The organism is Neptunomonas phycophila, from assembly GCF_001922575.1.
Classification (GTDB): domain Bacteria; phylum Pseudomonadota; class Gammaproteobacteria; order Pseudomonadales; family Balneatricaceae; genus Neptunomonas; species Neptunomonas phycophila.
Genome location: NZ_MRCI01000002.1, coordinates 70,637 through 92,913 on the forward strand (window position 1 = coordinate 70,637; position 22,277 = coordinate 92,913).

The 22,277-nt window shown below is 45.4% G+C and carries 19 protein-coding genes and 4 tRNA genes; 20 read left to right on the forward strand and 3 right to left on the reverse strand.

Features of this window, described 5'->3' with window-relative positions; all coding sequences use genetic code 11:
• Positions 1-137 precede the first annotated feature (137 nt).
• The 5 genes from BS617_RS14250 (at position 138) to BS617_RS14270 (ending at position 6,338) form a co-directional block, all read left to right on the forward strand.
• Complete coding sequence (locus BS617_RS14250; protein ID WP_246283268.1) at positions 138-1,238, forward strand: AraC family transcriptional regulator; 1,101 nt, start codon at positions 138-140, stop codon at positions 1,236-1,238.
• A 152-nt stretch (positions 1,239-1,390) separates the two neighbouring features.
• Positions 1,391-3,154, forward strand: coding sequence for an acyl-CoA dehydrogenase family protein (locus BS617_RS14255; protein ID WP_075173665.1), 1,764 nt, complete (start codon positions 1,391-1,393; stop codon positions 3,152-3,154).
• Positions 3,155-3,164: 10 nt separating this feature from the next.
• Positions 3,165-4,850 carry an electron transfer flavoprotein-ubiquinone oxidoreductase gene (locus BS617_RS14260; protein WP_249263624.1) on the forward strand — a complete coding sequence of 562 codons (1,686 nt, stop codon included), beginning with the start codon at positions 3,165-3,167 and terminating at the stop codon, positions 4,848-4,850.
• 248 nt (positions 4,851-5,098) lie between these two features.
• Positions 5,099-5,539: a pseudoazurin gene (locus tag BS617_RS14265; protein WP_075173666.1), complete on the forward strand. Its 441-nt coding sequence runs from the start codon at positions 5,099-5,101 to the stop codon at positions 5,537-5,539.
• Between the two features lie 196 nt (positions 5,540-5,735).
• Positions 5,736-6,338: a MarC family protein gene (locus BS617_RS14270; RefSeq protein WP_075173667.1), complete on the forward strand. Its 603-nt coding sequence runs from the start codon at positions 5,736-5,738 to the stop codon at positions 6,336-6,338.
• A gap of 79 nt (positions 6,339-6,417) precedes the next feature.
• On the opposite strand, the gene BS617_RS14275 is transcribed toward BS617_RS14270, so the two are convergent.
• Together BS617_RS14275 and BS617_RS14280 are read right to left on the reverse strand one after the other, a co-directional pair.
• Positions 6,418-7,161: a copper resistance protein B gene (locus tag BS617_RS14275; protein ID WP_075173668.1), complete on the reverse strand. Its 744-nt coding sequence runs from the start codon at positions 7,159-7,161 to the stop codon at positions 6,418-6,420.
• Between the two features lie 13 nt (positions 7,162-7,174).
• A complete protein-coding gene (locus BS617_RS14280; protein ID WP_075173669.1) occupies positions 7,175-8,950 on the reverse strand; it encodes a copper resistance system multicopper oxidase in 1,776 nt (591 codons plus the stop codon).
• A 205-nt stretch (positions 8,951-9,155) separates the two neighbouring features.
• Between BS617_RS14280 and BS617_RS14285 the strand changes: the two genes are divergently transcribed.
• The 7 genes from BS617_RS14285 to BS617_RS14315 all read left to right on the forward strand — a co-directional run bounded on the left by BS617_RS14285 (position 9,156) and on the right by BS617_RS14315 (position 15,778).
• Positions 9,156-9,641, forward strand: coding sequence for a MerR family transcriptional regulator (locus tag BS617_RS14285; protein ID WP_246813362.1), 486 nt, complete (start codon positions 9,156-9,158; stop codon positions 9,639-9,641).
• On the forward strand, positions 9,638-11,908 hold the full coding sequence (locus BS617_RS14290) for a heavy metal translocating P-type ATPase (RefSeq protein ID WP_075173670.1): 2,271 nt from the start codon (positions 9,638-9,640) through the stop codon (positions 11,906-11,908). Before BS617_RS14285 ends, BS617_RS14290 begins: the two co-directional genes overlap by 4 nt.
• 11 nt (positions 11,909-11,919) lie before the next feature.
• Entirely contained in the window at positions 11,920-12,273 is a 354-nt protein-coding gene (locus tag BS617_RS14295) for a cupredoxin domain-containing protein (protein WP_075173885.1), read from the forward strand.
• Between the two features lie 43 nt (positions 12,274-12,316).
• Complete coding sequence (locus BS617_RS14300; protein ID WP_075173671.1) at positions 12,317-13,000, forward strand: heavy metal response regulator transcription factor; 684 nt, start codon at positions 12,317-12,319, stop codon at positions 12,998-13,000.
• 1 nt (position 13,001) lies between these two features.
• A complete protein-coding gene (locus BS617_RS14305) occupies positions 13,002-14,402 on the forward strand; it encodes a heavy metal sensor histidine kinase (RefSeq protein WP_075173672.1) in 1,401 nt (466 codons plus the stop codon).
• Positions 14,403-14,524: 122 nt separating this feature from the next.
• A complete protein-coding gene (locus BS617_RS14310; RefSeq protein WP_075173673.1) occupies positions 14,525-14,872 on the forward strand; it encodes a copper resistance CopC family protein in 348 nt (115 codons plus the stop codon).
• A 27-nt stretch (positions 14,873-14,899) separates the two neighbouring features.
• Positions 14,900-15,778 (forward strand): CopD family protein, encoded by an 879-nt coding sequence (locus BS617_RS14315; RefSeq protein ID WP_075173674.1) that lies wholly within the window; start codon positions 14,900-14,902, stop codon positions 15,776-15,778.
• A gap of 62 nt (positions 15,779-15,840) precedes the next feature.
• Here the strand turns inward: BS617_RS14315 and BS617_RS14320 are convergent, their stop codons facing one another.
• Entirely contained in the window at positions 15,841-16,614 is a 774-nt protein-coding gene (locus BS617_RS14320) for a ferredoxin--NADP reductase (RefSeq protein ID WP_075173675.1), read from the reverse strand.
• A 162-nt stretch (positions 16,615-16,776) separates the two neighbouring features.
• Between BS617_RS14320 and BS617_RS14325 the strand changes: the two genes are divergently transcribed.
• The 8 genes from BS617_RS14325 (at position 16,777) to BS617_RS14360 (ending at position 21,992) form a co-directional block, all read left to right on the forward strand.
• Positions 16,777-17,670, forward strand: a complete 894-nt coding sequence (locus BS617_RS14325) for a LysR family transcriptional regulator (RefSeq protein ID WP_075173676.1) — start codon at positions 16,777-16,779, stop codon at positions 17,668-17,670.
• Positions 17,671-17,788: 118 nt separating this feature from the next.
• Positions 17,789-17,876: transfer RNA gene (locus BS617_RS14330), tRNA-Ser, on the forward strand.
• A gap of 17 nt (positions 17,877-17,893) precedes the next feature.
• Positions 17,894-17,969: transfer RNA gene (locus BS617_RS14335), tRNA-Asn, on the forward strand.
• 19 nt (positions 17,970-17,988) lie between these two features.
• Positions 17,989-18,063 (forward strand) — tRNA-Lys (locus BS617_RS14340).
• Between the two features lie 29 nt (positions 18,064-18,092).
• Positions 18,093-18,167, forward strand: a tRNA-Lys gene (locus BS617_RS14345).
• A gap of 269 nt (positions 18,168-18,436) precedes the next feature.
• Entirely contained in the window at positions 18,437-18,877 is a 441-nt protein-coding gene (gene cynS / locus BS617_RS14350; protein ID WP_075173677.1) for a cyanase, read from the forward strand.
• A 442-nt stretch (positions 18,878-19,319) separates the two neighbouring features.
• Positions 19,320-20,132: a formate/nitrite transporter family protein gene (locus BS617_RS14355; RefSeq protein ID WP_075173678.1), complete on the forward strand. Its 813-nt coding sequence runs from the start codon at positions 19,320-19,322 to the stop codon at positions 20,130-20,132.
• A gap of 138 nt (positions 20,133-20,270) precedes the next feature.
• Positions 20,271-21,992: a bifunctional protein-serine/threonine kinase/phosphatase gene (locus BS617_RS14360; RefSeq protein WP_075173679.1), complete on the forward strand. Its 1,722-nt coding sequence runs from the start codon at positions 20,271-20,273 to the stop codon at positions 21,990-21,992.
• The last annotated feature ends 285 nt before the right edge of the window (positions 21,993-22,277 follow it).

Genomic DNA, 22,277 nt, shown 5'->3' on the forward strand with positions numbered 1-22,277 from the left:
TTGTTGAGTGTTGCGGGTAAGTATAGCGTGTAAATAATCATCTACACTGAACAAATGCACAACAATAGCAAAACTCGCCATTTTTTATGACAAAAGAGTGCGCAAGTTCAATTGATCTATAGGAAACAGGCTTTAGAATGGAGTTAACAATAACAAAAAACGTCACACCTTCGGGAGGCTCTATGGAGCGGATGATTACTGTACCCAATGGTTATGTGAAGCACCTTCTTAGTCACGCACGGCTGCAAGGTTACGATCTTAATAATTTGCTATCCCATGTTGGGATTAATCCTGAAGATATCGAAAAGCAGACAGAGTTCCCGGCTGACAAATTCGGGCAACTTTATCAGCGTATTATCTGGATTACCCAAGATGAATCGTTTGGGATGCTCAGTGGAGGCCGCGTGCCAAATGGTACATTCCGTATGATGTGCCATTCGATCATTCATTGTAAAACGTTGGAGAAGGCGCTCAGGCGTTGTAGCGATTTTTACGAAATTTGCCGCGGTTCTAAAGTGAAGCCTGTGGTCATACGCAAAGGGCGTTATGCAAAAATATCTTTTGCGCCGACTCAAGAGCTCACGCACGATGAGTTTTCACAGCTGTTAGGTAATGAAACACCGGACCAAATTCGGACATCACTGTCGGTTTGGCAGCATTTTACCAGCTGGCTAATAGGAACGCGTTTGGAACTCAAAGCGGCTTATTTCTCTTTTGCTAAACCGGATAATGCTGAGTATTACGAAACCTTGTTTCGCTCAGAAATACGCTTTGATCAGCATGATAACGCGATTGTTTTCCCAGCCCGTTACTTGGATTACCCCATCATACAAAATGAAGAGAGCCTGCACGGCTTTCTAAAAACAGCGCCTTATCAGCTTTTGGTGATGGTTGATGATGACAAAAGCTTGAAGTCACAGGTCATCGCGATGATTGGCAAAGATTTTAGTCGCGAAATGCCCAGTGCAGATGAAGTGGCGAATGTGCTGCACATGTCGGTATCTACACTTCGTCGTCGACTATTAGACGAAGGCACCTCCTATCAAAAAATAAAAGATGATTGCCGAAAAGGTGCGGCGATCAATTATATGAATTCCCCCCAGTTGTCGATTAATGATGTGGCAGGTTTGATGGGGTTTGATGAGCCTTCTGCTTTCTTTCGCTCTTTTAAAAAATGGACAGGTATGACACCTGGCGAATACCGAAAAAGTGAGGACTATAATCGCCAGTTTGACTAGGCTAGATAGGTGTCTGACTATTTTTGTCATAGTTTCAGGCATGTTTTGTTATTGTGATGATGACCGCTGCAGGCAATGATTACGCTACTGAAATAACAAGAATAATGCTCCGGACTTAATATTCCGTACAACGAGCATCAGGAGCCCGCGTTATGAGCGAATACCGTTTTCCACGTCAAGATGCGCAGTTTGTACTTGATCACATTGTTAACTTTTCTGGTCTTTGTGCTGAGATCGGCCATGATGATTTAGCCTCAGGGTTAAGCGACGCTATCTTAGATGAAGCAGCACGTTTAGGTGAGCAGGTCCTCGCTCCCTTAAATAAGTTGGGTGATCAACAAGGTGCGGTACTGGGCGAAAAAGGCGTAGAAGAAACGGCAGGCTTTGCTCAGGCATACAAACAGTTTGCGCAAAGCGGTTGGCCTTCTTTAGTCGCCCCCGAAGCTTTTGGGGGGCAAGCGTTGCCTAAAGTGATATCCACAGCCGTGAATGAAGTCTGGCAGTCGTCGAATATGGCATTTGCCCTGTGTCCATTGCTCACTCAAGGAGCGATTGAAGCATTACTAACACACGCCAGTGATGAGTTAAAAGAGACCTATGTAACGCCATTGGTAAGCGGTGAGTGGACGGCAACGATGAACCTTACCGAGCCTGATGCTGGCTCTGATTTGGCTGCCATTAAATCGCGTGCTGTCCCTGAAGGCGACCATTACCGTATTACCGGGCAAAAAATATTTATCACCTGGGGTGATCACCAGATGGCCGATAATATCATCCATTTGGTGTTGGCTCGTTTGCCGGACGCCCCGGCAGGTGTGAAAGGTATCTCTTTATTTGTAGTGCCTAAATTTTTAGTCAATGCTGATGGTTCTTTAGGTGAGCGTAATGACGCTAAAGCGGTATCGCTAGAGCATAAGTTGGGCATTCATGCGAGTCCAACTTGCGTCATGAGCTTTGGCGATGAAGGTGGGGCCATTGGGTACTTAGTCGGTGAGCCTCATACAGGTTTAGCCTGTATGTTTACGATGATGAATGATGCTCGTCAGGGTGTGGGGCTACAAGGTTTAGCTATCTCCGAGCGTGCCTATCAGCATGCGCGGACTTATGCACAGGAACGAATTCAAGGCACGCTTCGCGACGGCAGCCGGGTTAATTTGATGAAGCACCCTGACGTACGCCGCATGCTGATGCTAATGAAGTCGGGCGTTGAGGCCATGCGTGCATTGATGTACCTAGCGTCGGCAACGGGCGATCAATTAGAACATGCCTCAGAGAATGAGGCATACGCACTGCAAGCACGTGTGGACTTATATACCCCTATTGTTAAAGGATGGATGACTGAGCTGGCTCAAGAAGTAACCTCGCTGGGTGTTCAGATTCATGGGGGGATGGGCTTTGTTGAAGAAACTGGAGCGGCACAGTTCTTACGTGATGCACGGATTTTACCGATCTATGAGGGCACAACCGGTATTCAAGCACTGGATTTGGTGGGACGAAAAACGTTAAGTGACGAAGGGCAAGCGCTGACGTTATTGTTGCAAGAAGTAGAGACTGAATTAGCTAATATGGTGTTGCCGGACACGCTATCTGGCGCGCTAGAGCGTTGTCAAATGGGTGTAGATAATGCCAAAGAAGCGTTAGCGTATTTGTTAGCTAATCCAAAGCAAGCCCCAGCTATAGGGGTAAATTTAATGATGTTGTTGGGCTATCTGCTCGGTGGTTGGCTCATGTTGCGCGCGGCGGGAAAAGCACAAGAATTGAGTAAACAGCCTAGCGCAGACACAGCGTTTTTAATGACAAAACAACAAACGGCACACTTTTATTGCGAGCACTATTTACCGCGTATCGCCATGCATTTGGCCATTATCAACGCTGGAGGCGAGAGCCTTATGGCAATTGATGAAGCGCAGTTCTAAGGAGATAACTATGTCAGATCATACTGGGGCAGAACCGGAAGTTATTGAACGTGAATCGATGGAGTTTGATGTTGTTATCGTGGGGGCTGGCCCCGCCGGTTTGTCTGCTGCATGCCGTTTGATGCAGCAAGCAACGGAGTCCGATCAAGAGCTGACGGTGTGCGTGGTGGAAAAAGGCTCTGAAGTGGGCGCGCACATTTTATCGGGCGCTGTGATTGAGTCGCGAGCACTTGATGAACTGTTTCCTGACTGGAAAACGATGGGAGCACCATTAGACACGCCTGTTACAAAAGATCAGCTTTTTCTGCTAAAAGATCATGAAAAGGCCACTCAGATTCCCGATATGCTGATCCCTGCAACCATGCATAACAAAGGCAATTATATTGTGAGTGTGGGTAACCTAACGCGCTGGTTAGCTGAACAAGCGGAAAGTTTGGGAGTCGAAATTTTTCCGGGGTTTGCCGCTGCCGAAGTCCTCTACCATGAAGATGGTAGTGTTAAAGGCATAGCGACGGGCGATATGGGGATTTCGGCAGCAGGCGAACATAAAGACGGTTATATGCCAGGTATGGAGCTGCATGCTAAATACACGTTATTTTCAGAAGGCTGTCGTGGGCATTTAGGAAAGCAGCTTAATGAGCGTTTTGACTTGTCTAAGGATGCCGACCCGCAACACTATGGATTAGGTCTTAAAGAGTTGTGGGATATCAAACCAGAACTGCACCAAGAAGGGCTCGTTGTTCATGGCTCTGGCTGGCCACTGTCGGACGGCACGAGTGGCGGTTTCTTCTTATATCACGCGGCTAACCATCAAGTAGTGGTGGGTTTAATCGTTGACCTTAATTACAGCAATCCATACGTAAGCCCGTTTGATGAGTTTCAGCGCATGAAACACCACCCTGTTTTAAAGCAGTATTTAGAAGGTGGAAAGCGAGTTTGCTATGGTGCGCGCGCCATCACCAAAGGTGGGCTTAATTCTCTACCGCGTATGGTTTTCCCAGGTGGCTTGTTGATTGGGTGTGATGCTGGCACGCTTAACTTCGCTAAAATTAAGGGCACGCATACGGCTATGAAATCGGGCATGTTAGCTGCCGAAGCCGTCTTCGATGCGATTAAACAGGGTGATGAAGGAGGCCAGCAACTGACAGGTTTTGAATCGGCTTTTGAAAAGTCCTGGTTATATGAAGAGTTGCACGCAGCGCGGAACTTTGGGCCTGCTTTACATAAATATGGCGCGTATTTAGGCGGGGCGTTTAACTTTATTGATCAGAATATTTTTAAAGGTAAGTTGCCTTTTACCTTGCATGATACGGAAGAGGACTATGCCCAACTGCGCCATGCTAAAACGAGTGCGACAATTGATTACCCGAAACCAGATGGTCAGTTAAGTTTTGATAAACTAAGCTCGGTATTTTTATCGAATACCAACCATGAAGAAGATCAGTTATGCCACTTAACGTTAAAAGACAGCAGTATTCCTCTGGGGACTAACTTGCCTCTTTATGCTGAACCTGCACAACGTTATTGCCCAGCGGGTGTATATGAAGTGTTAGAAAATGATGAAGGTGAGCCAACGTTTCAGATTAATGGGCAAAACTGTGTGCACTGTAAAACGTGCGATATAAAAGACCCGTCTCAAAACATTGTTTGGGTGACTCCAGAAGGCGGTGGAGGGCCTAATTACCCGAATATGTAAGTTTGCACAGATATGATTGACCTCACCAGTCTTCCTGATGCCTGTTTACAGGCACTTTCATCCCCGTATGCCTTTGGCTACGGGGATTTTTTATACGTGTTTGGGGTTGTTCTGGCGTAAATGTCCACTAGAACTAGTACTAAAGAATGTCCTTGATACTTGAGTGCCGCCTAAAAGAACAATGTTTTCATAGCCTTGTATGTAGTCTTATGTGATCCGTACTAGGTTACGTAAAATAAGAGGTTATTATGAAGTCACGTTTATTGGCATTGTTAATGATAGTTGCAGCAAACTTTGCTGTGGCTGCAGAACATACCGTAGAAATGAAGAACAAAGGTGAAGGCGGCATTATGGTATTTGAACCGGCCGTTTTACATGTAGCTGTTGGAGATACAGTTACATTTGTGCCAACCGATGCCGGTCATAACAGTGAATCAGTAGATGGACTTATGCCTGAGGGTGCAACACCTTGGAAGGGTGAAAACGGACAAGCAATCACTGTGACTGTGGATAAAGAAGGCGTTTATGTTTACAAATGCTTACCGCACGCAATCATGGCGATGGTCGGAGTTATCGTGGCAGGAGAGCCTACTAACTTAGAACAGATCAAAACAGATGCTGAGCCTTTCATTGCTACTTTCGCGATGAAAAAGAAGCGTCTAACAAAGTACTTAGCTGAAGTTCAGTAAAGCGCTTAATGTTCTACCTTCGCTGAGTAGCTTAGCTTGCATAGGGATATTTGAGCTAAATGATACAAAGCAAAGAAAACGGCTGAACTAACCACTCAGCCGTTTTTTTATGGGCTAATGCAACGTTTCATATTACTATGCCTCGTTTTTAACATCAGAGTCAGGAATTAGCTGGTTCCCGTTTTAGAGGCTTAATATGGATATCGCGGTTTACTTAAACGCAATTATTGCTTTGTTTGTTATTATAGATCCAATTGGTGCAGCGTTAATTTTTCACTCGCTAGTGCCTCCTAACGATGTTGCCCATCGTGTAAAAATGGCGGCAAAAGCCACGGTTATCTCGGCAACTCTACTTATTTTATTTGGTAATTTTGGTGAACCTTTACTGCACAAGCTAGGTATCAGCATTGATGCATTGCGCATATCTGGGGGTATTTTGCTTTTCTATACCGCCTTCCACATGATTACTAAAGATATTGAGTACACCAATACCAGCGAGCGTCGTGATATTGCCGTCTTTCCGATGTCGATTCCTATGTTGGCCGGGCCGGGATCATTAACACTGGCAATTCTGTTGTACTCCAAAGCGGATGAGTCGGTCACTCAGTTATCGATTACCTTAGCTATTTTGACCATTAGCGTAAGTACGTTAGCAATGATGATTTTATCGCGTTATGTGAAGCGTGTGATTGGCCGTACAGGTGATGATATCCTGCGTCGTTTTTTGGGGGTGTTATTAGCGGCGTTAGCGATTCAGTTTGTGCATGATGGTATTGTTAATATGTCGGCCACCATGTGATGCTTGAGGCGTTATTGAATCAAAAAAGGTAGCGTTTACAGCTACCTTTTTATGAGTGTACAACGCTCTGGCATAGTCGTTAAAACCAGAAACGTACCCCTGCAACAAGCTGTATGTCGTTTGTGCTTTCTCCTTCATGGCGAGCATAATCGGCGGTTTTTCCGAAAGTTTGCTCCCAGTTTATACCTATATAAGGTGCAAATTCCCGCCGTATTTCATAAGCAAGGCGTACGCCAAATTCCATGCTGCTGATACCTGAGCCTATGCCGCGTACCTCGTCATTTTTCCCATATAGGTTTATTTCTGCCGAAGGAGACAGCACTAGCTGTTGAGTGATCATGGCTTCGTATTCTGCTGATAGGCGTAAGTTGGTTTGTTTGCCGTTAGTAATGAATAAGTTCAGGTCTGTTTCTATGAAATAGGGAGCCATGCCCTGAAGGCCAATGACGGCCCAATTTTGGCTGGGTTCTGGGTTAAAGTCGTGGCGCATCCCCATTTGTATATTCCAATAGGGGGCTATTGCTGAGCGGATCAGCCCTTGCAACTCAGCGCTTTCTGTTTTGCCTGATGCGCGCTCTCCCTCTGTTTTAAATACTAGTTTGTTGATGTCATAACCAAGCCAAGCTTCAGCTTCCCAAGCAAAAGGTTGAGCGCTTTTGTCGTTTATTGAATGTCTTTTTTCGAATTTATCGACTGTTAATTGGGTTACAAGTGGATCGTCTGTTTCCATTGCAAGTGCAAGCGGGCTAGCCATAAGACTGGCAATCATAAGGCTGCTAATCAGACGCAGATTGTTCGTTAATGGTGTTGTGTATTTCAGCATGATGGACTCCTCATTAGCTAACGTGCACTTCGCGGAACATACCGCCCATGTGATAGAGTAGGTGGCAATGAAATGCCCATTTTCCTTTAGCGTCAGCGGTAACTCGGTAGCTAATTCTGGATCCAGGTTGAACAATAATAGTGTGCTTACGGGGCATGTAGTCATTGTCGCCAGTTTCCAAATCACTCCACATTCCGTGTAAGTGCATAGGATGATTCATCATGGTGTCATTCACAAAATTAATACGAACGCGCTCACCATAGTTAAGCTCAATCGGTTTGGCTTCAGAATATTTGACCCCGTTGATAGACCACATGTAACGACTCATATTGCCCGTTAAGTGCAGGTTTATTTCCCGGGTGGGTTCGGGGTCATTAGTGGTGTTATGTAGGTTACGTAAATCGGCGTAGGTCAATACACGCCTGCCGTTGTTACGTAGGCCAACGCCGGGATCGTCTAAACGGTACTGCGGATTATTGGCTCTTTCATCCACATGCGGACCATACTCTGTTGTCGAATGAGTCACCGTATTAGCCATAGGCATTGCTGAATGGTCCATTGTGGAATGATCCATCATTGAGCGGTCCATTACCGGCGCAGACATATCCATTTTTGTATGATCCATGCTTTGCTTCGTATTCATGTTAGCCATTGTCATGCCACCCATTCCCATATCTGCATGGGTTAGTGTTGGAGCAGGATCTAGCTCAGGTACCAGTGAGGATATATCGGGATCGGATGTTAGCGTGGCACGAGTGTAGCCTGAGCGGTCAATAGATTGTGCGAATACTGTGTAGGCTGAGTCGTCGTCAGGTTCGATAATCACGTCATACGTTTCAGCTATACCTATGCGAAACTCATCGACCGTTACGGGTTTAACATATTGCCCATCAGCAGCAACTACGGTCATTTTTAAGCCGGGTATACGCACATCAAAAAAAGTCATCGCGGAGCCGTTAATAAAGCGAAGGCGAATACGCTCGCCGTTCTTGAATAACCCTGTCCAGTTGTCATCGGGAGTGGACCCGTTCATTAGGTAGGTATAGGTATAGGCAGTGACGTCGGAAATATCGGCATCGCTCATACGCATCTCGTTCCACATTTTGCGAGACCGCCACGTATTGCTGATACCTTTATCTTTAATATCGGCTGTAGTATCGAGCAGGGTACGTTCACTAAAATTGTAGTAGTCACTCATTTTTTTGAGTTTAGTGTAGATTTGGTGCGGGTCTTCATCACTCCAATCCGACAGCAACATAACAAACTCTCGATCAAAGCTAAAAGGTTCCGGCTCGATAGGATCAATGATAATCGCACCATAAATGCCGGTTTGTTCTTGGTAACCCGAGTGGCTGTGGTACCAATAAGTACCTGATTGTTTAACATCGAATTCATAGGTGTAGCTGCCGTTTGATGGTATTCCATCAAAGCTGAGGCCGGGCACGCCGTCCATGTTGGTAGGGAGGATAAGCCCATGCCAGTGAATCGAGCTGGTTTCAGTTAATGCGTTAGCTACGTGTAATGTGACCCTTTCTCCTTCTTTAAAACGTAAAATAGGAGCGGGGAGGCTATTGTTTACCGTAGTCGCGATACGCTCTTTACCGGTAAAGTTAACGGCTTGTTCGCTGATTTTTAAGCTGAAATTCTGCCCAGTTAGCACGTCTGGTTGCTGAGTTGGGGCGCGAGGTGTCGCGAGTAGTTGGCTTGAGCGAAGCCCCAGTCCAGCGGTTAGCCCTCCTAAGGTCAGTCCTGTGACAAATGTACGTCGTGTAACCTTCATTTTGTTCATCGAGTTAATGCTCTTATTAACGTGTAAATGGTCTCTGCCATGTTCATAAACTGTAGTCATAGGTTTGCATGCTACGGAGGCGGGCTGTCGCTAAGCTGATATCAAGATTACATTTTTGTTATTTACGGTGATTGAAGGTCTCGCTATGAGATAGTGGATGAGTAAGTAGATGTTGATGCTTGACCTGTGTGTAAGACATAGGTGTATGGTCTATATAAGTGAAAAGCAAAGAGCGTCCGCACAAGCATCATTGGGGGTGGGTATGTTAGTGAACGAGTTAGCCAAGAAAGCATCGGTTACGGCCGATACCGTCAGGTTTTATACCCGAATCGGTTTGCTGAACCCTGTTAAGAATCCTGATAATGGATACAAAGAATATAGTGTTAAAGAATACAAACGTTTGACGTTCATTCTTGCCGCCCGACATATTGGGTTTACGGTAGAAGATGTCACTCAAATACTCAGTGAAGCCGATGATGAAAAATCTCCCTGCTGTACGGCTCGCCGTTTAATTGAGCAGCGTTTAGAAGAAAGTGAAGCTCGCATAAAGGAAATGTTGTTATTGCGCCAGCGTATGAAAAGTGCGTTAGAGCAATGGTCTACCCAGCCAGATCAATTGCCGAGCTCACCGACAGTCTGTCATTTAATTGAAAATTTTACCGAACCCACTAATGATGAGGTATCGCTATGAAACCCTCTGTTTCTCATCATAGATGTGACTCTTCTGCCGAGTATGAGTTACTCATTGATGGTGCAAATTGCGGTAGTTGCGTTAAAAAAATTGAAACGGCGCTACGCAATGTCCAAGGTGTTGATCATGCAGAGATGAACTTTGCCCAGCGCACGGTCTTAGTGTCTGGCTCAAGTGGCGTTGAGCCGTTGATCAATGCCGTTGAGCAAGCCGGCTATCACGCCAAAGAAAGCGTGGCGGAAAATGATGAAGCGGCCATGACTGAAAAGGAAGCCTCCGACCAGGCTTACTACAAAAAGCTCATGCGAGATATGAGTATCAGTTTAGGCGTTGGTATTCCGTTAATGCTATATGGGCTGTTTATCGGTGATATGTCGGTATCATCACCTGCAGAACGCTTTGCTTGGTTAGTGGTGGGAATCGTTACATTGGCTGTTATGTACTTTTCTGGCAAGCATTTTTATACCGGGGCGTGGCAGTCATTTAAAAACCATTCGGCCAATATGGACACCCTGATAGCCTTAGGTACAGGAACCGCATGGCTTTATTCTATGGTGGTGATTATTGTGCCGGCACTGTTGCCTGACATGGCGCGTCATGTGTACTTTGAGGCTACCGCAATGATCATTGGTCTGATTAATCTCGGTTTAGCGTTAGAGCTCAAGGCGCGAGGCCGCACGTCTGAAGCTATTAAGCGCTTAATCAATTTGCAAGCCAAAACCGCACGAGTGATTCGTGACGGTAATGAGGTTGATATCCCCATCGAGCAGGTGCGCATAAATGATCAAGTTAGAGTTCGCCCTGGAGAGCGTATAGCGGTTGATGGAGAGGTGCTAGAGGGTCGCAGCTCTGTTGATGAGTCCATGTTAACCGGTGAGCCTATACCCGTTGAGAAAACGCAGGGTGATTTGGTGTCTGCAGGCACTATTAATAAATCAGGCTCGTTAGTATTTGTGGCTAAACGCGTCGGTAAAGATACGGCCCTTGCGAACATAATCAACATGGTTAAAAAAGCGCAAAACTCTAAGCCGCCTATTGGTCGGTTAGCCGATGTGATAGCCGGCTATTTTGTACCTACCATTATGATCATCGCCGTGATTAGTGCACTCATCTGGTTGAATGTAGGCCCCGAGCCTACCGTCGCCTTTGCGATTGTTTCAGCAACTACAGTGCTGATTATTGCGTGTCCTTGTGCATTAGGGTTGGCGACACCAATGTCCGTCATGGTGGGAGTGGGGAAAGCGGCAGAAGCGGGTGTGTTAATCCGCAACGGTGAGTCCTTGCAAACAGCATCGCAGATTACGGCCATGGTGTTGGATAAAACGGGCACAATCACCTTAGGGCGTCCGCAGGTCACTGATATCGTGGCAATCTCAGGTTATAGCGAAGAAGATGTTATTCGCTTGGCGGCCAGTCTAGAGTCCAATTCAGAACATCCGTTAGCCGAAGCGATTGTAGCGTCAGCTAAAAGCCGCGACATAGCGTTATCGGATGTGTCTGACTTTAATGCCATTACAGGGCAGGGTGTCGAAGCTCGAGTGGGTGAACAGTCGTTATTGCTCGGTAATAAAAAGCTGATGAAGGAGCGCGGCATTGAATTATCTGAGCAGGTGATCGAGCAGGCACAAGTGTTTGCTCGTGAGGCCAAGTCCCCAATGTATTTTGCTGTCGACAACACCTTAGCAGGTATAGTCGCCGTGGCCGATCCAATTAAAGATGACTCAGTAGCTGCGATCAAACGCCTGCAAGGTAATGGTATCCGAGTGGTCATGTTAACGGGTGACAACCAAGCGACGGCAAAAGCGGTAGCCGATAAAGTAGGCATTGACGAATTTTACGCTGAAGTTCAGCCTCAGGATAAAGTGGATAAGGTAAAAGTCCTCCAAGACGAAAACGAAATCGTAGGTATGACAGGAGATGGCATCAATGATGCGCCTGCACTTGCCCAAGCTAATGTTGGCTTTGCTATCGGTACGGGGACTGATGTAGCGATAGAAAGTGCTGACATTACCCTTATGCGAGGGTCGTTGCATGGATTAGCGGATGCGGTAGCCGTTAGTAAAGCGACCATTCGTAATATCAAACAGAACTTGTTTGGAGCTTTTATTTATAACGTCGCCGGAGTGCCGATCGCGGCAGGCTTACTTTACCCTGTATTTGGTATTCTGCTCAGTCCTGTTGTGGCCGGCGCTGCGATGGCATTTTCATCATTGACCGTAGTAACCAACGCTAACCGGTTGCGCTTTTTTAAGGTAAAAGAGCACTAGAGGTAATGACTATGTGGATTATAAATCTTGTCGGTGTTGTTTTTGTTGGGCTCATTGTGTGGTGGTTTTGGCTCTACAAACCGAATGAAGTAAAAGCCAATAAAGATTTAATCATCACCGTAGAGAACGGCGTGTATTCTCCGTCATACATCACGGTACCCCCTAATCAAGCGGTGAGTTTGGTATTTAACCGAAAAGATCCGGCGCCTTGTGCGGAGCAGTTACTCATTCCGGAATTTAATATTAGTGAATCCTTGGTGTTGAACCAGCATACTCGTGTTCATTTACCGGCTATGCCTACTGGAGAATATGAATTTCATTGCCAAATGAAAATGTATAAGGGCACGCTACGTGTGAGTGAGTAGTCGTCCAATACTGGCTAATACGGTGCGTATTTATGGCTAATTTATGAAATTACTAATTGTTGAAGACGAAGTAAAAACGGGCAACTTTTTAAAGCAGGGTTTGACCGAGTCGGGCTTTAATGTTGACTTGGCACGTACCGGTGGTGATGGGCTGCATTTGGCGCTGACGCAAGAAGGTGCTTACGATTTAATTATACTGGATATCATGCTGCCGGGAGTTGATGGGTGGCGGTTGTTAGAAGCATTGCGTGTGAGTGGTCATGACATGCCGGTGTTGTTTTTAACGGCTCGCGACCAAGTTGAAGACAAAGTTAAAGGCATCGAGCTGGGTGCTGATGACTATCTAGTTAAGCCGTTTGCATTTGCTGAATTATTGGCGCGGGTACGCATGTTGTTACGGCGTAATCGCATAAGTGCAGAGTCGACATCGTTATCGATAGCCGACTTGGAATTAGATCTTATCCGCCGTCGTGTAACACGTGATGGCCAACGTATTGATTTAACCGCGAAAGAGTTTGCCTTGATGGAACTGTTGATACGACGACAGGGCGAAGTATTGCCGCGTTCGTTGATTGCATCTCATGTGTGGGATATGAATTTTGATAGCGACACCAATGTGATTGAGGTCGCTATTAGACGATTGCGCGCTAAGGTAGATGATCCGTTCGACGTGAAGCTTATCCACACCCTGCGTGGAATGGGGTATGTTTTAGAAGTGGCGGTATAGAGTGCAGCGTAAGTTATCACTTAGTTGGCGCTTGACGAGTTATTTTGCGCTGTTATCAGCTAGCGTGCTGTTAGTGCTGAACTGGGTTATTACGGCATCAGTTGAGCAGCATTTTGTTGCTCAGGATAGGGATATATTGTCGTCTAAAATAGCCCAAACTTTTGAGCGTGTCTCGGGCATCTCTGATGATCAGTCTTTGGCACGGCTCGCTAGCGACTTGTCGTTTATGTTTGCTAATCACACTGATATGTCAGCATTGGTGATGACTAAAGAGGGAGCAGTGCTGTTTAAAACGGATACGGCTGTGATCCCGATTGAGCAGTTAACACGTGCATTAAACGACTCAGTCGTTGATTCGTTCATGTGGCATGATGACAAGCACTCATATCGTGGTTTTGTGCAAGATGTTACGCCAGCGTACAGTCACCTTGGCACACTCATTATATTAACGGCGCTGAATATTGATCATCACACGCGCTTCATGTCACGTTTTAAACAACAGCTCTTGCTCTATTCCGCTTTAGCAACGCTTGTTAGTGGTTTACTAGGCTGGTTAGCGGCTAAGCGAGGGCTTAGGCCTCTGTTTCTTATGAGAGATCAGGCGCTTAATGTTACGGCGGCTCATTTGGAACAGCGCATGTCCGTTGATAGTGTGCCTGTTGAAATAGCAGGGCTCGCACAGGCTCTCAATGACATGTTGTCTCGGTTGGAAGATAACGTTACTCGCTTATCGCAGTTCTCGTCTGATATTGCCCATGAGCTTCGAACGCCGTTGAGCAATTTAATGACACAAACCCATGTTGCACTGTCGCGCCCGCGAAATATTGATAGTTACCGGGACGTGCTCATTTCCAATGCGGAGGAGTATGAGCGTTTATCGCGCATGATTTCCGATATGCTGTTTCTTGCAAAAGCCGATCATGGATTGGTTTTACCAACGTATGAGCCTATTAACTTGAGAGCCGAGGTCGATAATATTGTTGAGTTTTATGAGCTGCTAGCCTCCGAAAAGCAGGTGAGTATCCACGTTACAGGTAATGGGTATATCCAAGGAGATCACCTGATGGTTAGGCGTGCCATTAGTAATGTGTTATCCAATGCAATTCGCCATAGTTACGATAGCAGTGAGATACAGGTGGTGATTCAACCTAAGTTAGGTGTAATCGACCTTTCTATCAGTAATGCGGGCGATACTATTCCTGAGAAAGATGTACCGCATCTGTTTGATCGTTTTTATCGAGCCGATAAAAATAGAACAAAAAATGATATGAATGGCGTTGGGTTAGGGCTGGCTATAACTCAAGCGATTGTCGTTTCACATGCGGGTAGCATGAAGATAGAGTCGGCCAATAATCGTTCTACGTTTACCTTGTCATTTATAACGCCGCAAAGCGAACCTTAACTAAATAACAAGATTGTAATATTCGAGTCACCGGCTCGTTAGGGCTAAAGTATAAAATGAAGGTGTGTTTATTTCTCCCTAAACACATTAACTTGCTCTCTTTCTTACAGTTGGATTTTACGATGAAAATATTAAAAAGATTAATGGTTGTAGGCTTACTTACTTCATCTGCATCCGTGTTAGCGCATAGCGATATGATGCATACGGTGCCAAAAGACGGTGCTATGTTGATGGAGCCCGTCGATCATATAGAGCTTAATTTTGGTGATCCTGTTCGGTTGGTAAAGTTTAGCGTCATTAATTCTAAAAACGAGCCTGTTGAGACAGACTTTGCCATTGGCAGTGAGCCTAAAGCAAACTTTAGTATTTCTTTACCGGCACTGGGGTCTGATCAGTATCAAGTGAAATGGATGATCGTGGGCGGCGATGGCCATAAAATGACGGGTAGCTTTGGTTTTATGCAGCACTAATTTTTACCGAGCTGCCGAGGGCTGTTTATGGCTTTTATGGACTGGGAATGGGTCGTGTTAATGACCCGCTGGCTTGTTTATTTGTGTATTTCCGGGGCGGTAGGGGGGCTAGCCAGTTTTTGCTTGTTTAAAAGGTTTCCGTCTCTTTTCTCTTTGTTGTTGCGCTATACCATAGCCGCTTGTGTAATGGGGTTTGTAGTAACGGGGCTTCACTTTCTGGTAAGGGTAGGGGCTTTAGCTGAAACTGGGTTTAGTGGCATGTTTGACCCCTTAATGATGAGTGTGCAGTGGGGGTCGTCCGTGGGGGAGGCTACCCTTTACCGTTTGATAGGGTTTGGCGTGCTAATCCTTTCAATGGTTGCTAGTAGGAAAAGCGTATATTCAGGCGCTAGTTTTATGTTCTATGTAGCAAGCTTGGGTTGTGTTCTGATTGCCATCTCTTTTACAAAGACGGGCCATATAGCGCAAATGACGTTGCTATCAAGCGTGTTGTTAACCGCTCATATTTTGCTCACATTTTGGTGGATGGGGTCACTATATCCACTGTGGATAGCGGCGCGTCGTTTGGCGCCTCAAGAGTCTTCTCATGTGATGCATGTCTTTGGGAAGGTTGCGGTTGTGGTTGTTGTTGGGCTAGTCGTTTGCGGGGGTGTTTTAAGTTATCAATTAACGGGTTGGGTTGGCTTGCTAGGCAGCGAGTATGGCTTCTGGCTATTACTAAAAATAGCGTTGGTTGGTTTAATTCTGGTATTAGCTGGTGTACACAAACTGTTTCTAGTCCCCGCGATTTTGACTAATAATAACGCGCAACGCTTAGCTACTTCTTTGTTGTTCGAAAAGCTGCTTGGCATGTCGATATTGGCTGTTACAACGGTGTTAACAACCTTGGTGGGCCCCGCGCATTAAGCTGGATTGTATCTGCAAGCGCAAGCGAGCGTTATGCGTAACTGCTCGCCTGTGCTTTGTTTTTACTTTTCGACAAATGCCCGCTCAATCACGTAATGACCTAAATCGCCATGGCGTGCCTCACTGAAGCCCATGTTGTTTAGAATTTTACAGGTATCTTTTAACATACTCGGGCTGCCACATAGCATGAAGCGGTCGGTTTCGACATTGAGATTTGGTAAGCCTAAATCGTTAGTTAGCTTGCCGGTTATCATTAGGTCGGTTAGACGCCCATTATTACGGAATTGCTCGCGTGTGACGGTTGGATAGTAGAGCAGTTTTTCTCGTACCATGTCTCCTAAGTACTCATGATTAGGCAATTCGTTCAGGATTGTATCGGCGTAGGCTAGCTCGGACGTGTAGCGCACCCCATGGGTTAGTATGACCTTATCGTAAGCATCATAGATTTCAGGATCTTTAATAATGCTCATAAACGGCGCTAAGCCGGTACCTGTACTAATCAGGTATAGGTTTTTGCCAGGCAGTAGGTTGTCATTAATCAGCGTACCTGTTGGCTTGCGACTAATCAGTATTTGATCACCTGCTTGAATCTGCTGAAGCTTAGACGTCAGTGGGCCGTCAGGCACCTTGATGCTAAAAAATTCTAACTCTTCTTCGTGATTTGCACTGGCAATGCTGTAGGCGCGCATTAACGGGCGTCCCTCATGCTCTAAACCAATCATGGTGAAATGTCCGTTCTTAAAACGGAAACCTGCATCTCGGGTGGTTTTAAAGCTAAACAGGGTGTCATTCCAGTGGTGCACACTGAGCACTTGTTCTTGACCAATTGTAGACATGGTATCTACCTCGCTGTAGCTAGTGCTTTATGTCAGTGATAGCGCTAGTCGTTATAAAAACTCAATCTGTTATAGGTTTTGTGCCTTTGTGATCCCAGTATAAAAGACTTAAATTATCGGTAAAGCGGGATTGTTTTATAAGCCTAATAGGAAAAATCGATAATGAAGTATTCGCTTCGTCAGTTGGAAGTTTTTTTAGCGATAGCGCACCACGATAACATCACTAAAGCGGCTAATAGTTTATCCATGTCGCAATCGGCGGCGAGCAGTGCTTTGAAAGATTTGGAAGATCAATTTGATATACAGCTTTTTGATCGGGTAGGTAAGCGGTTGCAAATAAATGAGTTGGGCAGGCTGATGAGACCCCGGGCGGAAGCCTTGTTAGATCAAGCGCGTGGCTTAGAGAGCGAGTTAATGCAGCATCAAACGCCAGGGCAGCTCAAATTAGGAGCAACACTAACCATTGGCAATTACTTGGCAGTTGAGTTAATGGCTGCCTACATGGCGGAGCACCCCAGTCAACGTGTAACGCTGGAGGTGGCCAATACCTCAGCGATTATAGAAAAATTGACTAACTACGAGCTGGATATAGGACTGATAGAAGGTGAAGCTAATAATTCTAACTTAGAGTTTATCCCTTGGCTTGAAGATGAGCTGGTGGTTTTTTGTTCGCCTTCTCATCCTTTGGCGATGAAATCAGTGATATCCGATCAAGATTTACAAGAAGCTAGCTGGATTCTTCGGGAGCAGGGATCAGGTACACGGCAGGCATTTGATTGGGCTATGCGAGGATTCCTACCGCGCTTTACTATTTTGCTGGAGCTTCAACACACGGAAGCGATTAAACGATCTGTAAAAGCGGGTTTGGGTATATCGTGTTTATCACGTATTGCTTTAGAAGAATCTTTCGCTAACGGGAGCTTGGTTGAGCTGAATGTGGCGCATAGAAACCTACACCGTCAGTTTTATTTAGTGATACATAAACAAAAGTACCGCAGTGCAGGTATAGAGCGATGGTTAGCTATGTGTACAAATCCTGATCAATTTCAGCTGTAAATTGTCTTTTTTAGCTAGGCTAATGAATAAAAACGCTTTTTTTAGGTTTTTTTGTAACTTTTTTAAAGAAGTGTATTGACACTTTCTCTGAACTCTATAGAATCTGCGCCCATCCTTCGGAGGGGTGGCTGAGTGGCCGAAAGCACCGGTCTTGAAAACCGGCGAGTCGAGAGGCTCCCAGGGTTCGAATCCCTGCCCCTCCGCCATTAAAGGATACTGAAGTTCCTCGATAGCTCAGTTGGTAGAGCAGTAGACTGTTAATCTATTGGTCGCTGGTTCGAGTCCAGCTCGAGGAGCCACTTCAGGGTTTCAAAAAGTGGGGCGTTAGCTCAGTGGTAGAGCAGTTGGCTTTTAACCAATTGGTCATAGGTTCAAATCCTATACGCCCCACCACTTTTGATTCAGCAGTAAACCTATAGGATGGGGCGTTAGCTCAGTGGTAGAGCAGTTGGCTTTTAACCAATTGGTCATAGGTTCAAATCCTATACGCCCCACCATCCTTTCTTATTCTTCCTGTTTCTTCTATAGCAATACATCCTTTCTATTTTCTATTTTCTATTTTCTATTTTCTATTTTCTATTTTCTATTTTCTATTTTCTATTTTCTATTTTCTATTTTCTACATTTCGGCTTTTTTCCGAGTTCGTTTCTGTTCTGGTATTTCGGTATCTAATTTGCAGTGCTTATTGTTGCGGTCATAGGCGGCTTTATCGCAGCTAATCATCTACGGCCTAATTAGCAATCATCTAGAACCTACCGGAGGTAACATGGATAAGTTAGCAATGACTGAAGCAATAATGGCTAAAAAGGCAGAAAAGGGGCTGACATGGGAGGGCATCGCCAACGAAATTGGTTGTTCGCCTGTATGGCTTACATCGGCGTGTCTTGGGATGAATAGTGCCTCTGTGGAAAAGGCGGCTGCTATAGCTGAGTATCTCGAGTTGTCTTGCGAGGTTGCAGAAGCATTAACGGCTTTCCCGACCAAAGTGTGGGATCAAGTGGTCCCTACGGACCCGCTGGTTTATCGGCTTTACGAAATCATGGGGGTGTATGGCGGGACGTTGAAGGAGGTCATCCAAGAAAAGTTTGGTGATGGAATTATGAGTGCAATCGACTTCACCATGGAGGTCGATAAAGTTGAGGACCCTAAAGGAGACCGTGTGGTGTTGACCATGAGTGGTAAATTCCTGCCTTACAAGAGTTGGTAATCATGGCGGTATAAGTATGACGGCTTGCTTGTGTTTGAGGCCTGCTTTGTCTTGAAGTCGGGTTTTGGTTCTTTATTCGCGAGTAGTGTGGTCGGCTGAGTAAAGTGTACGTTTTTTGTGCACTTTCTTCGTTAAATTTTGCGGTTGGCGCGCTTATGAGGCGTGAATAGCGCGTTAGACTTTAGCGTTTTGTTGTAAATACCAACTTAGTGTATGTATTTCGCTAGCATTATTTTTTAATCTCTCATTCTCTGATTGCCTTAAAAATAGGGTGATTATGTAAAGGTTAGGTGTACTTCTTGTGCTTTTTTGTTGGTTTCGGCCTCGTTTGGAATAGTTATTGCTCAAACAGTTTGTGAGGAAGAGATTGGTAAAGATGATTTACGCCCTTCCTGTTATTAGCTAATTGCCAATACAGGCATTACTTAGAGAGAGATTAACTATGTCCTATTTAGTCCCTACGGAGTTTGTGACAAAGATGGTGGATGCGGGTGAATCCAAAATCTTTATGTCAACACGAGACACGCTTATTCGCGCCTTTATGGCGGGAGCTATATTGGCGCTGGCCGCTGTATTTGCGGTAACTATTGCCGTGCAAACGGGAGTGTTTTTAATTGGCGCAATACTGTTTCCTGTTGGCTTTTGTATGCTGTATTTGATGGGGTTTGATTTGCTGACAGGGGTGTTTGTATTGTGCCCATTAGCACTGCTTGATAAGCGGCCTGGTGTGACCGTCAATGGTATTTTGCGCAACTGGGGCTTGGTGTTCCTCGGTAACTTTGCTGGAGCGTTAACGGTCGCCTTTATGATGGCGTTTGTGTTTACGTATGGCTTTTCGATTGAGCCAGGAGCTGTGGGTCAAAAGATTGCTGAAATAGGGCATGCGCGAACAGTCGGTTATGCTGAGCACGGTGCTGCGGGCTGGTTTACTATCTTTTTGCGCGGCATGCTGTGTAACTGGATGGTATCCATGGGGGTTGTAGGCGCGATGGTTTCAACCTCGGTAAGTGGTAAGGTAATCGCGATGTGGATGCCTATCATGCTCTTCTTCTTTATGGGTTTTGAACACTCGGTTGTGAATATGTTCCTTTTCCCATCAGGTATCATCATGGGCGGTGATTTCTCGATTGCTGACTATTTTATTTGGAATGAGATTCCAACAGCGCTGGGTAACCTTGTAGGTGGTTTGGCTTTTACAGGCTTGACCTTGTATAGCACTCATGTTCGTACGGGCGCTAAACGTAAAGCAATGTAAGTGAGTGTCATCACCAAGATAAATTGATTTGTCGCTGTGGGTGCAAAACTAAAGCCAGTATGTTTGTGGCAGTGATAAATAAAAAATAAGCCTTGGCTGGAAACAGCCGAGGCTTTTTCGTCGTTAAAAAGGCGCCATATGAGTCAGCTGCGAGTATCAATAGGCCAGTGCTCTGATAAAGGGCTTAAAGCAATTAATCAGGACTTTCACGGAGTGTTAGTGCCTAAAGAGCCGCAATTGAGTGCGAAAGGTGTGGCTGTGGTGTTGGCTGATGGAATCAGTAGTAGCGATGTAAGTCAGGAGGCTAGTGAATCTTCTGTTACTGGCTTTTTGGCGGATTATTACTGTACTTCTGAGGCATGGTCGGTAAAAAAATCTGCTCAAACTGTATTGGGTGCTACGAACTCATGGCTGTATTCCCAAACTCGGCAGAGTCAGTATCGGTATGATAAAGACCGAGGCTATGTCTGTACCTTAAGTGCTTTGATTGTAAAGTCCACCACGGCTCATGTATTTCATGTGGGGGATGCGCGTGTTTATCGGCTTCGTGGTGATGATTGGGAGCAGCTGACCGACGATCATCGGTTTTGGGTGTCGCAAGATACCAGCTATTTGAGCCGTGCTATGGGTATGGATTCGCACCTAGAGGTTGACTACAGCGCGCATCAATTAATTGAGGGGGATGTTTTTGTTCTGGCGACTGATGGAGTCTATGAGTTTGTAGCGGATAAGTTTGTTCGCCAGGCGATTGAAGGTAGTCATAATGATTTAGATAAAGCGGCTAAGTTGATTCTTGAGGAAGCGCTTGAGCAGGGCAGTGATGATAATGTAACGGTGCAGGTGGTTAGAGTTGACTCACTACCTGAGCAAGACGTTAAATCGCTCTATCATGAATTGACTGAGTTGCCATTCCCGCCAGTGTTAGAGGCGCGTATGGAGTTTGATGGCTATCTCATTATCCGAGAGCTTTATGCAAGTAGCCGTAGTCATGTTTTGTTGGCGGTCGATACTCAAACGCAGCAGCAGGTAGTCTTAAAAACACCTTCCGTTGACCTAAGAGATGATCCTGCATATCTAGAACGTTTTTTGATGGAAGAGTGGATAGCCAAGCGCGTTAATAATGCACATGTCCTTAAAGCAGTATCGCATACGCGTAAGCGTCACTTTACTTATACAGTCAACGAGTTTATCGAAGGTCAAACGTTAACTCAGTGGATGATTGACAACCCTAAGCCGGATATTGAGCTAGTTAGAGGGATTGTTGAGCAGATTGCTAAAGGGCTTCGAGCCTTTCACCGTGCTGAAATGCTGCACCAAGACCTGCGTCCAGAAAATATCATGATTGATACAACAGGAACGGTGAAAATTATCGATTTTGGTTCTACTCGCGTAGCAGGCATTATGGAAATGTCCACGCCAGTTGAGCATCATAACTTGTTGGGTACTGCTCAATATGCAGCGCCTGAATACTTTTTAGGTGAAAGTGGCACGGTGCAGTCAGATATTTTTTCTCTGGGTGTGATTGCTTATCAGATGCTTACAGGGCGGTTGCCCTATGGGGCAAAAGTCGCTCGTTGTAAAACTAGAGCGGCGCAGAGGAAATTAGTTTATGAGACGTTATTAGATGAAGAGCGTGAAATACCCGCATGGATTGACGGCGTCATCAAAAAAGCAGTGCATCCGTTTCCTGAAAAACGCTATGACGTATTGTCAGAATTTATCTATGACTTACGCCATCCTAATCAGGCCTTTATCAGCAAAACAAAACCGCCGTTGATGGATCGTAATCCGGTGCTGTTTTGGAAAAGCGTTTCGCTGATTTTGGCGTTGTCTATTATTGCAATATTGAGCCGGTGTTAATGTGTTCAGCATTCATTGGTGATATTGCAGAAAATTAATTTTGTACTAAAGTAATTGTCTTTAAACACTCTAGTTAAACGGAATTAGTCATGGGATATCAAGATAGAGATTGGTACAAGGACGAAATGAAAAAGAGAAATGTAACCACGCGCAAAAGGGTTACAAGTATGTCTAGCAACCCTAATGTGATAAAAACTGCGTTAATCGTATCCATAACCCTCAATGTGATTCTTGGTTATGCCTTTCTTGATTTGGCCGGTTTCATCGGTAACTGACTCCCCTGAT

Bases quoted from the DNA above. Each gene is read 5' to 3' on its own strand.
- BS617_RS14320 (WP_075173675.1), bottom strand. From the start codon at position 16,614: ATGTCTACAATTGGTCAAGAACAAGTGCTCAGTGTGCACCACTGGAAT.
- cynS (WP_075173677.1), top strand. From the start codon at position 18,437: ATGGATAAGTTAGCAATGACTGAAGCAATAATGGCTAAAAAGGCAGAA.
- BS617_RS14250 (WP_246283268.1), top strand. From the start codon at position 138: ATGGAGTTAACAATAACAAAAAACGTCACACCTTCGGGAGGCTCTATG.
- BS617_RS14285 (WP_246813362.1), top strand. From the start codon at position 9,156: ATGGTCTATATAAGTGAAAAGCAAAGAGCGTCCGCACAAGCATCATTG.
- BS617_RS14270 (WP_075173667.1), top strand. From the start codon at position 5,736: ATGGATATCGCGGTTTACTTAAACGCAATTATTGCTTTGTTTGTTATT.
- BS617_RS14255 (WP_075173665.1), top strand. From the start codon at position 1,391: ATGAGCGAATACCGTTTTCCACGTCAAGATGCGCAGTTTGTACTTGAT.
- BS617_RS14290 (WP_075173670.1), top strand. From the start codon at position 9,638: ATGAAACCCTCTGTTTCTCATCATAGATGTGACTCTTCTGCCGAGTAT.
- BS617_RS14325 (WP_075173676.1), top strand. From the start codon at position 16,777: ATGAAGTATTCGCTTCGTCAGTTGGAAGTTTTTTTAGCGATAGCGCAC.
- BS617_RS14295 (WP_075173885.1), top strand. From the start codon at position 11,920: ATGTGGATTATAAATCTTGTCGGTGTTGTTTTTGTTGGGCTCATTGTG.
- BS617_RS14265 (WP_075173666.1), top strand. From the start codon at position 5,099: ATGAAGTCACGTTTATTGGCATTGTTAATGATAGTTGCAGCAAACTTT.
- BS617_RS14360 (WP_075173679.1), top strand. From the start codon at position 20,271: ATGAGTCAGCTGCGAGTATCAATAGGCCAGTGCTCTGATAAAGGGCTT.
- BS617_RS14315 (WP_075173674.1), top strand. From the start codon at position 14,900: ATGGCTTTTATGGACTGGGAATGGGTCGTGTTAATGACCCGCTGGCTT.
- BS617_RS14310 (WP_075173673.1), top strand. From the start codon at position 14,525: ATGAAAATATTAAAAAGATTAATGGTTGTAGGCTTACTTACTTCATCT.
- BS617_RS14355 (WP_075173678.1), top strand. From the start codon at position 19,320: ATGTCCTATTTAGTCCCTACGGAGTTTGTGACAAAGATGGTGGATGCG.
- BS617_RS14275 (WP_075173668.1), bottom strand. From the start codon at position 7,161: ATGCTGAAATACACAACACCATTAACGAACAATCTGCGTCTGATTAGC.
- BS617_RS14300 (WP_075173671.1), top strand. From the start codon at position 12,317: ATGAAATTACTAATTGTTGAAGACGAAGTAAAAACGGGCAACTTTTTA.
- BS617_RS14260 (WP_249263624.1), top strand. From the start codon at position 3,165: ATGTCAGATCATACTGGGGCAGAACCGGAAGTTATTGAACGTGAATCG.
- BS617_RS14280 (WP_075173669.1), bottom strand. From the start codon at position 8,950: ATGAACAAAATGAAGGTTACACGACGTACATTTGTCACAGGACTGACC.